11 protein-coding genes are annotated in these 16,812 nt (G+C 61.6%); 8 read left to right on the plus strand and 3 right to left on the minus strand.

Features of this window, described 5'->3' with window-relative positions:
• The first annotated feature begins 109 nt into the window (after positions 1 to 109).
• The 7 genes from ACA072_RS00775 (at position 110) to ACA072_RS00805 (ending at position 13,889) form a co-directional block, all read left to right on the plus strand.
• Positions 110 to 1,681 (plus strand): glycosyltransferase family 39 protein, encoded by a 1,572-nt coding sequence (locus ACA072_RS00775; protein ID WP_497622478.1) that lies wholly within the window; start codon positions 110 to 112, stop codon positions 1,679 to 1,681.
• A gap of 126 nt (positions 1,682 to 1,807) precedes the next feature.
• On the plus strand, positions 1,808 to 2,644 hold the full coding sequence (locus ACA072_RS00780) for a sulfotransferase family protein (protein WP_497622480.1): 837 nt from the start codon (positions 1,808 to 1,810) through the stop codon (positions 2,642 to 2,644).
• Positions 2,645 to 2,779: 135 nt separating this feature from the next.
• A complete protein-coding gene (locus ACA072_RS00785) occupies positions 2,780 to 9,979 on the plus strand; it encodes an Ig-like domain-containing protein (protein ID WP_497624925.1) in 7,200 nt (2,399 codons plus the stop codon).
• Positions 9,980 to 10,020: 41 nt separating this feature from the next.
• Positions 10,021 to 11,535, plus strand: coding sequence for a TolC family protein (locus ACA072_RS00790; protein WP_497622482.1), 1,515 nt, complete (start codon positions 10,021 to 10,023; stop codon positions 11,533 to 11,535).
• Positions 11,519 to 12,124 carry an adenylyl-sulfate kinase gene (gene cysC / locus ACA072_RS00795; RefSeq protein ID WP_497622483.1) on the plus strand — a complete coding sequence of 202 codons (606 nt, stop codon included), beginning with the start codon at positions 11,519 to 11,521 and terminating at the stop codon, positions 12,122 to 12,124. The genes ACA072_RS00790 and cysC overlap by 17 nt, the downstream gene beginning before the upstream one ends.
• Complete coding sequence (locus ACA072_RS00800; RefSeq protein WP_497622485.1) at positions 12,121 to 12,906, plus strand: aspartyl/asparaginyl beta-hydroxylase domain-containing protein; 786 nt, start codon at positions 12,121 to 12,123, stop codon at positions 12,904 to 12,906. Before cysC ends, ACA072_RS00800 begins: the two co-directional genes overlap by 4 nt.
• Positions 12,894 to 13,889: a sulfotransferase family protein gene (locus ACA072_RS00805; protein WP_497622487.1), complete on the plus strand. Its 996-nt coding sequence runs from the start codon at positions 12,894 to 12,896 to the stop codon at positions 13,887 to 13,889. The genes ACA072_RS00800 and ACA072_RS00805 overlap by 13 nt, the downstream gene beginning before the upstream one ends.
• A gap of 86 nt (positions 13,890 to 13,975) precedes the next feature.
• On the opposite strand, the gene ACA072_RS00810 is transcribed toward ACA072_RS00805, so the two are convergent.
• The 3 genes from ACA072_RS00810 to ACA072_RS00820 all read right to left on the minus strand — a co-directional run bounded on the left by ACA072_RS00810 (position 13,976) and on the right by ACA072_RS00820 (position 16,077).
• Positions 13,976 to 14,359 carry a DUF6124 family protein gene (locus ACA072_RS00810; protein ID WP_497622489.1) on the minus strand — a complete coding sequence of 128 codons (384 nt, stop codon included), beginning with the start codon at positions 14,357 to 14,359 and terminating at the stop codon, positions 13,976 to 13,978.
• Between the two features lie 426 nt (positions 14,360 to 14,785).
• Positions 14,786 to 15,544 (minus strand): slipin family protein, encoded by a 759-nt coding sequence (locus ACA072_RS00815; RefSeq protein WP_131060480.1) that lies wholly within the window; start codon positions 15,542 to 15,544, stop codon positions 14,786 to 14,788.
• Between the two features lie 2 nt (positions 15,545 to 15,546).
• Complete coding sequence (locus tag ACA072_RS00820) at positions 15,547 to 16,077, minus strand: NfeD family protein (protein ID WP_497624926.1); 531 nt, start codon at positions 16,075 to 16,077, stop codon at positions 15,547 to 15,549.
• A 199-nt stretch (positions 16,078 to 16,276) separates the two neighbouring features.
• On the opposite strand from ACA072_RS00820, the gene ACA072_RS00825 reads away from it, so the two are divergent.
• Positions 16,277 to 16,738, plus strand: coding sequence for an aminoacyl-tRNA deacylase (locus tag ACA072_RS00825; RefSeq protein WP_497622491.1), 462 nt, complete (start codon positions 16,277 to 16,279; stop codon positions 16,736 to 16,738).
• Positions 16,739 to 16,812: the final 74 nt, after the last annotated feature.

The following is a 16,812-nucleotide window of genomic DNA, read 5'->3' on the forward strand; positions in this document are numbered from 1 at the left end:
GAATGCCGAATGTCGTTGGTCGCAAAGCCAGCATCGACGGCAGCGCTGTCGCTGCCCTACAGTGATTGCCGGCTTCACGCTTTTTCACCGGCAGTCCTGAGGGGAGGCAATGGAGGCGTATAGAGAATTGCCGCTCGACGGCACCCAAGGCCCGCAAGCGTCACCCGGTGCCTGGGCGAGTGTTAAACGCTTGCTTCGGTGGGTGCGCGAGCATGGGCTGTTGCCGATCCTGGCCTTGGCCGCGCTGGTGCGTTTCTACGACCTGACGGCGGCGGCTATCTGGGGCGACGAAGGTTCCAGCCTGCTGCTCAGCCAATATTCCCTTGTCGAGATCTGGGTGCACGCTGCCCACGATGTGCATCCGCCGCTGTATTTCATGCTGCTGCATGGCTGGATCGCGCTGTTCGGCGACGGTATTTTTTCGATCCGCAGTCTCAGCGCGTTACCCGGGATTGCCACGGTATGGCTCGGCGTCTGGCTGGTGGACTTGCTCGCCACCCGACGTGCCGCGCTGCTGACCGGTTTGCTGCTGGCGCTGCTGCCCACGGCGGTGCGTTACAGTCAGGAAGTACGGATGTATTCGCTGCTGGGCCTGTGGCTGCTCGCCGCCACGATTGCCCTGGTCTACTGGATCAGATACCCCCGGCGCATGCGTTATCTGGTGGCGTATGTGCTGCTCATGAGCGCTGCGTTTTACACCCATTACTTCACCGCCCTGTGCGTGCTTTGCCACTGGCTGTATCTGGGGGTGATCCGCCTGCAGCCGGGCTATCGCTTGCGGCATATTCAACGCCCGGGCTGGTGGCTGGCGAATGTAGCCATCGTGTTGTTGTACCTGCCTTGGGTGCCGAGCCTGATCGATCTGGTGCAGCACATGGATCAGCTCAAGGCCAATGGCGATGTCGGGTGGGAGGCGCCGGTCACGCTCGGTTCATTGCCATCGATGATCTGGTCGTTTCTGATCCAGGACGATGGCGAGAACCTGCCGACGCTGATTTTCCTCACATTGCCCTTGGCGTTGCTGGCCTTGGCGTGGGTGGCGCTGGCGCGTGATCGCAGTGTCATTCGTGGCAGTGCATTGGTGGTGATCTATACCGTTTTGCCGTTGTTGCTGGTGTTTTCGGTGTCGTTGATCTCGCCGGTGTTCATCGAGCGTTACCTCACCGCGTACGCCCTCGGTCTGCCGATGATTGCCGCCCTGGCCATTGATCGCCTGTATTCGGGCTTCCGGGTGCTGGCCCTGACGGTGCTGGTGGTGTTTGCCGGTGTCGAGTTGGTGGGCTTGAACAACAACGCCACGGTCGATACCAACGATCAGTTCAACGTCATGGTCAATTACGTGAACCAGCACTTCGTGGCCGGTGACCGGATCGTCACCAGCGACATGCTCTGGTACCTCAGCTATGTCTATTACAACCGCACCGACGCCAAGCCGTTGCTGTACACGCCACCGTTACCCGGTGGTGCTTCGAGCCGGCCGAATGCCTATGGATTTGGCACGTTGGTGACCCAGGACATCTACCTCGACAGCCTTGGCAGCTTGCACAAAGGTACGGGGCGGGTGTGGTTGATCGGCACTGTAGGAGTGCCGGATGAATTCGCGCCGCTGCCCGCCGGCTGGCAGAACGTTGGCGAAACGCAGGCCGGTGGCGCCAATGCGCGCTTATTCGTGTTGCATTGAGCCAGTAACAAAAATCTTGTTTTTCAGACGATTTAGCTTCGATTTGATATCTAAACACTACTACTGCTGCGCCAATTCATAGTCTACGCTCCGTCATACATAAAGGACTTATGACTAGGTGAAGGGATGCAGCAGTACCACTTTATCTCCGGCTTGCCGCGTTCAGGCTCGACCCTGCTTTCTGCCATTCTGTTGCAGAACCCACGCTTTCACGCCGGCATGACCAGCCCCGTGGGCGCGCTGTTTTCCGGTGTTCTGGAGCAGTGCAGCGCCGGCAGTGAGTTTGGCGCGGTGATCGATACCGATCTGCGCCGACGTTTGCTGCGTGGTCTGTTCGACTCCTTCTACGCCGACAAGGCCGACAAACCGGTGGTGTTCGACACCAATCGGTTATGGAGCTCGCGCCTGCCGGCCATCAGCGACCTGTTCCCTCAAGCCAAGGTCATTGCCTGCGTGCGCAATGTCGCCTGGGTCATGGACAGCATCGAGCGCCTGTACCGCGCCAACCCCTTTGAAAACACCAAGTTGTTCGGCGACGCGGTCGAGCGCAACACCGTCTACAGCCGTTGCGAAACCCTGGCCCAGCGCAATCGCCTGGTGGGGTTTGCCTGGGCGGCGCTCAAGGAAGCCTATTACGGCGAACACGCCGACTCGTTGCTGATCGTCGACTACGACCTGCTGACCCAGGCGCCGGATCGGGTGATGCGTCTGGTCTACGATTTCATCGGCGAACCCTGGTTCGAGCATGACTTTGACAACCTCGCCTACGACGCGCCGGAGTTCGACCAGGCCCTAGGGGTCTCGGGCCTGCACAAGGTCAAACCGAGGGTCGAACTGCAATCGCGGCGCACGATCCTGCCGCCGGATTTGTTCAAGCAGTACGCCGAATTGTCCTTTTGGCTCGATGGCTCAGCCAGCGCCGCCAATGTCATTCGCATGAAAGCCGATGCCGCGATCAGTTGATCGCGGCATTTTCATTTTCGCGTCACGAAAGTTCGAGTCCGGGTGAGCAGCATGTGGTGGAGCAAAGGCAAGTCGCGAGTTACCCAAGGCGCACGGGCACTGGCCTCGCCGATGATCATGTCCCTGGAGCCGCGAATGCTGTTCGACGGCGCGGTCGCGGCCACCGTGGCGGATGCCGCCCAACCTGACAGCCATCCCACGGCCGACGCCGCGAAAGCGCCTGCGACCGATCAACCGGTCGCCAGCAAGGACACCCACGGTCAGGCCGACGCCGCGCCCGCCACAGCACCCGTCGCCGTGCCGGGCCAGAGCGTGGTGTTCGTCGATTCCCGGGTCAAGGACGCCGACAGCCTGCTCAAAGGCGTGGCGCCTGGCACTCAGGTGGTTCAACTGGACGCGAGCCGGGACGGCCTGCAACAGATTGCCGATTATGTGGATACCCATCAGGGCATCAGTTCGATACAGATCATTGCCCACGGCAACGCGGGCGATCTGTGGCTGGGCGACAGCTATCTGTCGGCCGACAACGTCGCGGCCCGCAGCGCGGTGCTGGCGGAGATCGGCAAGGACATGAATGTCGGTGGCGACATCATGATCTATGGCTGCTACACCGCCGAAGGTGAGCGCGGCTTGAGTTTCGTCGACTCGCTGGCGCAACTGACCGGCCGTGATGTGGCCGCGTCCAGCAACCGCACCGGGATCGGCGGCGACTGGAATCTGGAAATTGTCACCGGCAACATTGAAAGCGCCAACGTGCTGTCGGCCACGGCCATGAGCGAGTATCAGTGGGGCCTGGCGACCTGGACCGCCACCAACAACGCCAACACCGGTGTCGGCTCGTTGCGTGCCGCCATCGCCTCGGCGCAGAACGGCGATATCGTCACCTTCAACGCCAGCATGACGGTGCAGCTGACGTCCGAACTGCTGATCAACAAGAACATCACCGTCGATGGCGACTTGAACAATGACGGCGCGGCGGACGTGATTCTCGATGGTCAGTACAGGACCCGCGTGATTGAAATTGCCGCAGGCAGAACCGTGACCCTTGATGGCCTGGTGATTACCCGTGGTTTGGTGTCGGGCACAGGCGGCAACGGTGGTTACGGTGCCACGGGGGCGATGGCCGGGGGGATTTTCAACGCCGGCATCCTGACGCTGAACAACGTCAGCGTGACCTCCAACGCCGCATCCGGCGGTGGTGGCGGCGGCGGTGTCACGGGCGCTTTTTACGGTGGCGGCGGTGGCGGCGGCGGTGGTCTGGGCGGCCAGGGTGGCGGGCATGGCGGTTCGGCCGGGCCGGGCACGGGCACGTTGGGTGGTCAGGCAGGTTCCGGTGGCGTCGGCGGTTATGGCGGTGGTTATGACGCGACCCACATGGGCGGTCGCGGCGGTACCAGCACCGGCGGCACGGGTGGGCTAGGGGTTTCCTATTACAGCAACGGCGGCAACGGATCGACGGCCACCAATGGCACGATCTCCATTGGCGGCGGGGGCGGCGGCGCAGGTTGGGACAAGGTCGGTGGCGCCGGCGGCAATGCGGCGGGCGGGATCTACAACGCCTCAACCGGCACCCTGACCATCATCGGCACGTCGAGCATCACCAACAACATTGGTGCCGGCGGTGGCGGTGGCGGTGGTGGTGGCTACGGCAGCAATGCCTCCAATGGCGGCATCGGCGGCCGGGGCGTCGGCGCGATCTGGAACAAAGGCACGCTGCTGATCACGGCCGCCAACTTCGCGGCACTGGCCGGCAATGCGGCGGGCAGTGGTGCGGGTGGTGCTGCGTTGGGCGGCGGGACAACCGGCACCTCGCCGACCGCGGTCGCATCAATCTACAACGACGGTGGTGTCCTCAACACTGCGTATGCACCGCCACCGACCGCGACCATTGTGGTCGCTGACACCGCCCTGAGCATCGGCGAAACGTCGTTGGTGACGATCACCTTTTCCGAAGCCGTGACCGGTTTCACCAACGCCGACCTGACCATCGCCAACGGCACCCTGAGTGCCGTCAGCAGCGCCGATGGCGGCATTACCTGGACGGCAACGTTCACGCCGACCGCCAGTATTTCCGACACGACCAACCTCATCACTCTGGACAACACCGGGGTGATCAACGGCCTGGGCACGGCCGGCGTTGGTACCACCAACTCCAATAACTACGTCGTCGACACCGCACGCCCAACTGTCGGCATCGTGTTCACCGACACGGCGCTCAAGGTCGGCGAAACCTCGCTGGTGACGTTCACCTTCAACGAGGCCGTGACCGGTTTCACCAACGCCGACCTGACGATTGCCAACGGCACGTTGAGCGCGGTGAGCAGCAGCGATGGCGGCATCACCTGGACGGCAACCTTCACGCCGACCGCCAGCATCACTGACGCAACCAACCTGATCACCCTGGACAACACCGGGGTCAGCGACCTGGTCGGCAACGCCGGGAGCGGCACCACTGATTCGAACAACTACGCCATCGATACGGTGCGCCCGACCGCGACCATCGTCGTGGCCGACAACGCGCTGAAAATTGGCGAAACCTCGCTGGTCACCTTCACCTTCAGTGAAGCCGTCAGCGGTTTCACCAACGCTGACCTGACGATTGCCAACGGCACGTTGACCGCGGTGAGCAGCAGCGACGGCGGCATTACCTGGACGGCCACCTTCACGCCGACCGCCAGCATCAATGACACGACCAACCTGATTACCCTGAACAACACCGGGGTCGCTGACTTGGCGGGCAACGCCGGGAGCGGCACCACCGATTCGAACAACTACGCCATCGACACGGTGCGGCCGACGGCAACCATCGTGGTGGCGGATACTGCGTTGAGAATCGGCGAAACCTCGCTGGTGACGATCACCTTCAGCGAAGCGGTCAGCGGATTCACCAACGCGGACCTGACCATTGCCAACGGCACCTTGACGGCCGTGAGCAGCGACGGCGGCATCACCTGGACAGCGACGTTCACGCCGACCACCAGCATCACTGACACGACCAACCTGATTACCCTCGACAACACCGGAGTCAGTGACCTGTCGGGCAACGCCGGCAGCGGCACCACCGACTCAAACAACTACGCCGTCGACACCGTGCGGCCAACGGCATCCATCGTCGTGACGGACACGGCGTTGAGAATCGGCGAAACCTCGCTGGTCACGATCACCTTCAGCGAAGCGGTCAGCGGTTTCACCAATGCCGACCTGACCATTGCTAACGGCACGTTAACGGCCGTGAGCAGCAGCGACGGCGGCATCACCTGGACCGCGACCTTTACCCCGAGCGCCAGCATCAACGACACGACCAACCTGATCACCCTGAACAACACCGGAGTCAGTGACCTTTCGGGCAACGCGGGTAGCGGCACCACTGACTCTAACAACTACGTCATCGACACGGTGCGTCCGACCGCCACGATTGTGCTGGCCGATACCTCGCTGACCGCAGGCGAAACGTCGCTGGTGACCATCACCTTTTCCGAGGCAGTGACCGGTTTCACCAACGCCGACCTGACGATAGCCAACGGCACCCTGACGGCCGTGAGCAGCAGCGATGGCGGCATTACCTGGACCGCAACCTTCACCCCAACCGTTGGCGTGAATGACCTGACCAACGTCATCACCCTGGCCAACACCGGGGTGGCCGACCAGTCCGGTAACACAGGCAGCGGCACCACCAATTCTGGCAACTACACGATCGATACTGTGGCGCCGACGGCCACCATTGTGGTCGCCGACAGCGCGCTGAGAATCGGCGAAACGTCCCTCGTCACCATTACGTTCTCTGAGGCGGTGACCGGTTTCACCAACGCCGACCTGACCATCGCCAACGGCACGCTCAGCGCGGTGAGCAGCAGCGACGGCGGCATCACCTGGACGGCCACGTTCACGCCGACCGTCAGCATCACCGATGCGACCAACCTGATCACCCTCGACAACAGCGGTGTGCAGGCTGCCGGCAGCGGCAACGTCGGCAGCGGCACCAGCAATTCGAACAACTACGCCATCGACACCGTGCGCCCGACGGCAACGGTAGTCGTAGCAGACAATGCGTTGAGAATCGGCGAAACGTCGCTGGTCACGATCACCTTCAGCGAAGCGGTCAGCGGTTTCACCAATGCGGACCTGACCATTGCCAACGGCACGTTGACGGCCGTGAGCAGCAGCGACGGCGGTATCACCTGGACCGCAACCTTTACACCGAGCGCCAGTATCAACGACACGACCAACCTCATCACCTTGGACAACACCGGTATCAGCGACTTGTCGGGCAACGCCGGTAGCGGCACCACCGATTCCAACAACTACGCCATCGATACGCTTCGCCCCACCGCGACCATCGTCCTGGCAGACCCAACCCTGAGTGCCGGCGAAACGTCGCTGGTGACCATTACGTTCGCCGAGGCGGTGAGCGGTTTCACCAACGCCGACCTGACGATTGCCAACGGCACCTTGAGCGCCGTCAGCAGCAGCGACGGTGGCATCACCTGGACCGCGACCTTCACGCCGACGGTTGGCGTGAATGACGCGACCAACGTCATTACCCTGGCCAATACCGGCGTGGCCGACCTTGCCGGCAATGCGGGCAGCGGCACCACCAATTCCGGCAATTACACGATCGACACTGTGGTGCCGACGGCCACCATTGTGATCGCCGACAACGCATTGAAAATCGGCGAAACCTCTCTGGTCACCATCACGTTCTCCGAAGCGGTAACCGGTTTCAGCAACGCCGATCTGGCCATCGCCAACGGCACGTTGACTGCGGTGAGCAGCAGTGACGGCGGCATTACCTGGATCGCGACCTTCACGCCAACCGCCAGCATCACTGACACGACCAACTTGATCACCCTGGACAACACCGGCGTGCAAAACGCCTCGGGCAACGTCGGCATCGGCACCACCGATTCCAACAACTATGCCATCGACACCGTGCGTCCGACGGCCACCATCGTAGTGTCGGACACCTCGCTGGCGCTGGGCCAAACCTCGCTGGTGACCATCACGTTCAGCGAAGCGGTCAGCGGTTTTACCAACGCCGACCTGACCATTGCCAACGGCACATTGAGCGCGGTGAGCAGCAGCGACGGCGGCATCACCTGGACCGCGACTTTCACGCCGACGGTGAGCGTCAACGATGCGACCAACATAATCACGCTGAACAACACCGGGATTGCCGACCTGGCCGGCAACGCTGGCTCGGGCACCACCGATTCCAATAACTACGCGATCGACAGCCTACGCCCGACCGCGACCATCGTGTTGAGCGATACGACCCTTAAACCAGGCGAAACCGCGCTGGTAACCATCACCTTCAGCGAGGCGGTCAGCGGTTTCGACAACAGCGATCTGAGCATCGCCAACGGTACGTTGAGCGCGGTGAGCAGCAGCGACGGCGGCATCACCTGGACCGCGACCTTCACCCCGACCCTTGGTGTGACCGATGCGACCAACTTCATCACCCTGAACAACACCGGTATCGCGGACCTGGCCGGTAACACCGGCACGGGCACCACCAACTCCGCCAACTACGTGGTGAAAACCCAGGTGCCGACTGCGACCATCGTGATCGCCGACAACGCCCTCAAGGCCGGCGAAACCTCGGGCGTGACCATCACCTTCAGCGAAGCGGTGAGCGGTTTCAGCAACGCCGACCTGACCATCGCCAACGGCACGTTGAGCAATGTGTCGTCCAGCGACGGCGGCGTCACCTGGACCACGACCTTCACGCCAACGGTCGACGTGACGGACAGCAGCAACCTGATCCGCCTGGACAACAGCGGTGTGCAGAACGCCTCGGGCAACAGCGGCGTGGGCGTGACCGATTCCAACAACTACGCCATCGACACGGCGCGGCCGACCGCGACCATAGTGGTCGCGGACAATCGCCTGGGCATCGGTGAGACCACCACCGTTACGATCACTTTCAGCGAAGCGGTGTCCGGTTTCGATTTGTCGGACCTCAGCGTCGCCAACGGTGTGCTGTCCAACCTGGCCAGCAGCGACGGCGGCGTGACCTGGACCGCGACCCTGACGCCGACGGCGAACATCAACGACACCACCAACCTGGTCCTGCTCGACACCGGCAACGTCGCCGACGCGTCAGGCAACACCGGTGCCGCGATTGCCATCTCCAACAACTACGCCCTCGATGCCACGCGCCCGACTGCCACCATCGTGGTTGCCAATTCGCATTTGGGTATTGGCCAGACCACGCTGGTGACCTTCACGTTCAGTGAGGCAGTGAGTGATTTCGACCTGTCGGATTTGAGCGTGACCAACGGCGAGTTGAGCAATCTGGCCAGCAGTGATGGCGGCAAGACCTGGACCGCGACCTTCACGCCGACCGCGAACATGTCCGACCCGAGCAACTTCATCGCCCTCGACACCAGCAATGTCTCGGACCTGGCCGGCAACATCGGCAGCAGCGTCGCGGTTTCCAACAATTACGCCATCGACGGCGAGCGGCCGACCGCCACAGTCGTTGTCGCCAACCCGAACCTTGGCGTTGGCCAGACTTCGCTGGTGACCTTCACTTTCAACGAGGCGGTGAACGGTTTCGACCTGTCCGACATCAGTGTGGCCAACGGCACGTTGTCCAACCTGTCCAGCAGCGACGGCGGCAAAACCTGGACCGCGACGCTGACGCCCACCGGCAATACCAGCAACGGCAACAACGCGATCAGCCTGAACATCGCCGGTGTCAGTGACGGTTCGGGCAATGCCGGCAGTGGCTCCAGCCAGTCGAACAGTTATGCGATCAACACCGTGTCGGCGCCGTCGTCGCCAATTGTGGTGGTGCCAGCGGATCCGGAGTTCCGCGCCCCGCAACCCGTGACGGTTCCTGATCAACCGAACGTACCGCTGCAGCCGATCATATTCACCCCGCCAACGGGCACGCTTGGCTCGCCGCTGACCTTTGCCCCGCTGTTCGAACAACGGGTGATCGGCGACGGCATCCGGCCCCTGGGCGACATTTTCATCAACCGCGGTACGTTGGCACCGAGCTTCATCGCCCAGGTGTTCAGCAGCAGCGACAGCGGTGCCGAGGGGGCGGGCCAGGGTTTCCTCGGCTTTGGTGGCGGCGATGGCGGGGTGTTCAGCACCAGCACGCTGTCGAGTCTGTTCAATCAGGACACGGGCAGTGAGCGAGGCGAGCTGAACTCTTTCGGCAGTCATTCGATCAGGGGCGGGGATGTTTCCGAAGGGCTGCGCGGCGTGTTTGGCGCGCTGACGCTGAACCAGCAATTGCAACAACTCAAAGACACCGAGCAACGGCAGGTCGACAGCCTGGCCGCAGCGTTGAAACAAGTCGGCATCAGCGAAATGCAGGCCTGAAAAAACCTTAAAAACAGTGCAGGACCCAGGGGCAGTCAAGGATGAATAGAAGTCACATGTTGTTCGGCGCCAGCCTGCTGGCGCTTGCGATAAGCGGATGTGCCGTCAAAAGTGAACCTATAGAGCGCAGCGTCAGCGAACAGCGCGCCAAGAGCGATCTGCAGAATATGTACACCGGTCAGGAGCCCCTCAGTGGTCCGCTGACCTTGCACCAGGCCATGGCCCGCGCGGTGAAATACAATCTCGAAGGCCGGCTCAAGATCATGGAAGAGGCGTTGGCCAAGCGCCAACTCGACCTCGCCAGTTTCGACATGCTGCCGCGCATGGCCTTGGCGGCAGGCTATGCCGGGCGTAGCAACGTCAGCGCCTCCAGCAGCCAGAGTGTGCTCACCGACACCCAGTCCCTGGAACCGTCGACCTCCCAGGACCGCGACCGCCGGGTCGCCGACCTGACCATGGTGTGGAACGTCCTCGACTTCGGCGTCAGTTACATCAGCGCCAAGCAGCAGGGCGATCAGCGACTGATCGTTCAGGAACGTCGGCGCAAGGTGATCAACACCATCGTCCAGGACGTGCGCTCGGCCTATTGGCGAGCGGTGGCCGCCGAACGTTTGCTCACGCAGATCGACAGCCTGATGGCGCGGGTCGATACGGCGCGCAGCAACAGTCAAAGCATGAGCACACAGCGCATCGGCGATCCGATCCAGGCGTTGGGTTATCAGCGTTCGCTGATCGAGGCCACCCGCCAGTTGCAAGAGCAGCGCCGGGCGCTGTCCCTGGCCAAAACCGAACTGGCGACCCTGATCAATCTGCCGATGGGCACCGATCTGAAACTCGCGACTCCGGATGATTACTCGATTCCGCAACTGAAAGTCGGCATGGCCAGTCTTGAACACGAAGCGCTGGCCAGTCGTCCGGAACTGCGCGAGCAGGATTACCAGACCCGCATCAGCACCGCCGAAACCCGTAAAGCCATGCTGCGGCTGTTGCCGGGGCTGGAGTTTTCGGCGGGCGGGCATTACGACAGCAACTCGTTTCTGGTCAACGACAAGTGGGCCGATTACGGGGTGAAATTGACCTGGAACCTGTTCAACGTGATTTCCGCACCGGCCGCGATCAACGTGGCCAAGGCCGGCGAAGAAGTCGCCAAGGCGCGGCGTCAGGCTATGTCGATTGCGGTGCTGGCCCAGCTCTACGTGGCCAACGCCAACTATCAAGAGGCGCTGCATCAGTTCCAGACCAACCAGGAGTTGTCGAGCATCGACGGGCAGATTCTGGGGCAGTTGCGCAACCGTCATCAGGCGGCGAGCCTCGGTGAGCTGGACCTGATCCAGGGTGAACTGAACACCTTGCAGGCGGATTTGCGCCGTGACTTGTCTTACGCCGATCTGCGTAACGCCTACGGTCAGATCTTCGCCAGCGCCGGCCTCGACCCGATGCCGGACGAGGTGCAATCCACTGAAGTCCAATCCATCGCCACCGCCTTGGCCAACCGCGAAGCGGCGTGGGCGTCGGGCAACATTGCCGTGCCGGTGACCCATGCCCCAGTCCAGTGATCTACGGGTGCCGACCGCGAGCATCAATCGCGAACAACGGGAGACCCGCAACGGTCATCACGGCGCCGCGATCCTGCTGACCGGTTTGCCGGCGGCGGGTAAATCGACGCTGGCCCAGGCGCTGCACGCCGAGTTGTTCGAACTCGGTGTGCAAAGTGTGGTACTCGATGGTGATGGGCTTCGGGTCGGGCTCAATCGCGACCTCGGTTTTACCGACAGTGATCGCTTGGAAAACATCCGTCGCGCCAGTGAAGTGGCGGCGTTGCTGGTGGAGAACGGGCAGATCGTCATCCTCGCGATGATCGCGCCGCTGGTGGAGCTGCGTGAGGTGTTCGCCAAGCGCTTGGGTGAGGATTACCGCGAAGTCTGGTGCAGCGCTTCGTTGTCGGTATGCGAGCAACGCGATCCCAAAGGGCATTATGCGCGGGCGCGTCGCGGTGACCTGGCCGGGTTTACCGGTGTGTCCGCGCCCTATGAACCGCCACCGTCGGCGTCCTTGGTGCTCGACACCGGGGTGCAGTCGGTTGAGGCCTGCCTCGACCGCTTGCTGACCTGGCTCGGCGAGTGTGCGGTGCTGCCGAAACGATGAGCCGACCGGCCTTCTCTCGCTTACCGGTGGTGGTGGATTTGCCGCTGCTGTTGCAAGCGTTGGCAGCGATTGGCGAGGACACGTGGAAGGCGCATTTCAACAGCGATTACTACACCGGGGATTGGAGTGGTGTGGCGCTGGTATCGGCGGCGGATGCGTTGACGGAACTGTCGCCGGGTCGTGGTGAGTCGCTGTTGCGCGCGCCGTGGTTGCGGGATCTGCGATGGCAGAAGGGCTTGCGGGATCTGCCGCTGGAGATCGTGTCCGCACGCCTGTTGCGACTTGGGCCGGGCGGGCAGATTCATGAACATCGAGATTACGACCTTGGCGGGCCAGACGCCGATCTGCGCCTGCACATCCCGCTGTTCAGCCCGCCTCAAGTGGACTTCATGCTGGATGGCCAGCGCATGCCGATGCTTGCGGGAGAGTGTTGGTTTCTCGACCTGTCGCGGCCGCATCGCGTGGACAATCGTGATATTCAGGCGCGGGTTCATCTGGTACTCGATTGCCGTCCTGGTGTTTGGCTGGAGCAGGCAATTGTCGAGGGCGTGTCGACCACGCCTCAGCCTGGCGTGGGTGACGGCGCCTTGTTGCAGTTTCAGCGTCTGGTGGCCAGTGATTCGCAGCTTTCAAAGACGTTACAGGGCTTGCCGGACAGCGAGGCTTTCATCATCCGTACGCTGGAACTGGCGGCTGAGCGAGGCCTGGCGTTTTCTCGGGACGAACTGCTGGCGGCAATGCGCAACGGCCGTCGTCGATGGAATGAACAATGGAGCGCCTGAGCCTGGAAGGCTGGTTGCCGATTCGGGTCTGGCAACAGGCTGGTGAGTGGCAGGTCGATTGGTGCTGGTTCGGCGCAACGCGGCTGCATCAGCCGTTTTTTCGCGATGCCGTGGAAGAGGCGCTGCGACTGCCGTTCAATCAGGCGTTTCGACGGCAAACGCCGTTGGCTGTTTTCGGCGACTGGCAGGCCCGCAGTCCCGGCTTGGCGCCGAGCGCGTTTATTTTTCATGCTTCGCGCTGCGGCTCGACCCTCATCAGTCAGATGCTCGCGCAACTCGACAATCACATCGTCATCAGCGAACCGCCGCCGCTGGATGCCTTGTTGCGCAGTGATTTGCCAACCGTCGAACGGCGTGCCGCCATCGAAGGGTTGTTGTCCGCCTACGGTCAACGCCGGCTCGGTTCGGAGCAAAGGTTGGTGATCAAGCTCGATGCCTGGAACATCGCTGAATTGCCCCTGTTGCGCGACTGTTTTCCTGATACGCCTTGGTTGTTTGTGTACCGCGATCCGCTGGAAATCGCCGTATCCCATCTACGCCGCCCGGGCATGCACATGGTGCCGGGGATGATCGGGGCGAGTGGGCTGGATGACGAATTGCCGTTCGGTAGTCGGGAGGATTTCATTGCGCGGCGGCTGGGGCGGTTGCTGGAATTGGGGTTGGCGCGATGTCGGGCGTTTAGTGGATTCGCGGTGAATTACAGTGAATTGCCGGGAGCCATGGCGGGGCGGTTGGCTGGGTTTTTCGGGTTGGATGATTTGCAGAGGGAGCAAGTGTTTAGGGCGGTGGGGCAGCATGCCAAACAGCCTTCGCAGGTGTTTGCCGAGGATAGCGATGGGAAGCGTCGTGAGGCTTCGGAGCTCTTGTGTGAGCGGGTTGAACGTTGGGCGCGGGTGCCTTATGACGCGCTAGTTGCCAAGTCATTTGTCGACGGCTCTGACGCCTTCGCGAGCAAGCCCGCTCCCACAGTTGATCTTCGGTGAGCACTAGATTTGTGTACGACCGGGATCCCCTGTGGGAGCGGGCTTGCTCGCGAAAGCTATCTTCAACTCACCGAAGATTTACCTGACTAAATCTTGGTTTGAGCCTTCGCCATTTGCAATTCCTCCCAATGATCCATTGCCCGCTCAACCAGCAACTGCACGCCATCGGCCATGCGGCTGAGCGCCAGGGCTACCGATCGCCGTGTCCCGTCCACGTCGTCCGCGAGATCGGCAGCAATGGCGCTGATGGACAGCAGGTCTTCGGAGGCGTTGGCCAGCAGGGCTTCGGTGTCGATGTCGGGGGAAACCGAGAAGAGTGCGCCTTTGCGGCGCCTGGCTGGTTTGCCGTCAGCCGGGGGGAAGTAGTGGGCGAAGGCGCGTTCAGCGGCTTCTTTGAGTTTTTCGGCTGCGAGAGAATCTTCGGAATCGGTTCCAGAGTTCTCTGGAGGATTCGGAGTTACTTTGATCATATAAAACACCCTAAACAGTTAAGTTGGAGCCGTCACCGTTCGCTTGCACGCGAATGGGGTGGCGGCCGTGCGCAGGTGTGCAAGACCGGGACTGTTTAGGACACCCAGCAGATCCGAGGATCTCCTGCGCGCAGCCGCCATTAAGCAATGAGCCATGGCAATTGCGACCCAAACAGTTTCGTCGGACTTGCACGTCCGTGTCACCGTTTATTCAGTGACAAACCCAGACTAGACCTGGGTTCAGACCGGAACAAGTTCACCAACACCACTACAACTTGAAGGAAATCTCCGACGGGATTACCGGACATTGGCGTTTATGGGAAGGTCAAAAGATCGCAGCCTCGTTTCACTCGACAGCTCCTACATTGGAATGCGATCCCCTGTAGGAGCTGTCGAGTGAAACGAGGCTGCGATCTTTTGGGGCCATCAGGATTTGGACGACAAATCCGCCATACCCTTAAGCAGCTCGATCGGCAGCGGAAAGACAATCGTCGATGTCTTGTCCCCGGCAATCGAACTCAGCGTCTGCATATATCGCAACTGCATCGCCCCCGGCTGGCGCCCCAGCATCTCGGCGGCTTGCATGAGTTTTTCCGAGGCCTGCAATTCACCTTCGGCGTGAATCACCTTGGCCCGGCGTTCCCGTTCGGCTTCGGCCTGTTTGGCGATGGCGCGGACCATCGATTCGTTGAGGTCCACGTGCTTGATCTCGACGTTCGCCACCTTGATGCCCCAGGCATCGGTCTGGGCGTCGAGCACTTGCTGGATGTCGATGTTCAGCCGCTCCCGTTCGGCCAGCAGTTCATCAAGCTCATGCTTACCGAGCACCGCCCGCAGCGTGGTCTGGGCCAGTTGGCTGGTGGCCATGAGGAAGTCTTCGACCTGGATGATGGCTTTCTGTGGATCGAGCACGCGGAAATACAGCACCGCGTTGACCTTGACCGAGACGTTATCGCGGGTGATCACGTCTTGTGGCGGCACGTCGAGGACCACGGTGCGCAGGTCGACGCGGACCATTTGCTGGACCACCGGAATCAGCAGGATCAGGCCCGGCCCTTTTACCTGCCAGAAGCGCCCGAGCTGGAACACCACCCCGCGCTCGTATTCGCGCAGGATGCGGAAGGTCGACCCCGCCAGTGCAATCAGCAGTAACAGCAGCGCGGCAAAACCCAGTTGCAGGCCCATGTCTATTCTCCCTTCGACGCCGCATCAGCCGCGGCCACTTCCAGCAGTAATCCCTTGCGTGCCACCACCCGCACCCTTTGCCCGGGTTGCAGCGGCGTGGTGCTGAGGACTTGCCACTTTTCTCCTTGCAGATGCACCCAGCCGTTATAGGCATTGCCGGCCAGCGACATCACCGGGGTCACGCTGCCCACCAGTCCGGCATCGCCACTGACGTTTTCGCGCGGTCGGGTTTTCAGGGCGTGTATCAGCAGGAAGATCAACAGCAGCGCACTGATCAGTCCGAGGCCGACCATCAATGGCACAGGCACTTCGGTGTTGCTCAGGATCACCGCGCCGATCACAAACATCACAATGCCGCCCAGCCCGATCACGCCGTAATTGGGCAGCGCCGCCTCGGCGATCAGAAAGGCGATGCCGAACGTGATCAGCCAGATCCCCATGGGATTGGGAGCCAGCAGGACGACGGTGTCCGCCGCGAAGACCGATCCGCTCAAGGCCAACAGCAGCGCAACCGCACAGCAACGAATGTTCACGTGACCCTCCGGGAGAGTCATTGATGGTTCTTTATACAGTCTAGCTGAGCTGTGGATTGTACGAATTTTGACCAGTTGTTGGCCTTGGCCCGGCGGGCGGATTTCACTCCGGAACGCGCCAGCAGGCCTAGACTTTCAGTACGAAGAAAAGTGTTAACCATCGTCCGCCAAACAGTGTTTGCGGACACCGAGGTGCATCATGCGTATGGCAAGAACCCTGCAGAGCAGCCTGGATAAGGCGCACTGCGAATATGACATCATTTCCCACCCGCACTCGGCCAGCAGCCTTGAAACCGCACGGCTTGCGAACATTCCTGCCGAAAGGGTGGCCAAGTCGGTAATCCTCGACGACCAGCACGGGCATTTCCTGATGGCTGTGCTGCCCGCCAGCCGCCATCTGGACCTGAGCAAAGTTCGCAGCAGCGGCGAATGGCAGGTCTCCCGGGAAAGCAACCTGCCGCACCTGTTCGATGATTGCGAACGCGGCGCTGTCCCAGCCTTGGGCGAATCCTATGGGATCGACGTGGTCATCGACCCGTTGCTGACCCGCCAGAAAGACATTTACCTGGAAGCCGGCAACCACACCAATCTGCTGCACATGGAAATGCCGCAGTTTCTGAAAATGGTGCCGCATGCCGAGGTGCGAGAGTTGAGCCAGTGAGTTTTGCGCCGTCAGTGATACCGTCATCGCGGGCAAGCCATGCTCCCACAGGGTTCTCGCAATCCTGTAGGAGC

This window comes from Pseudomonas sp. LBUM1656, from assembly GCF_059716065.1.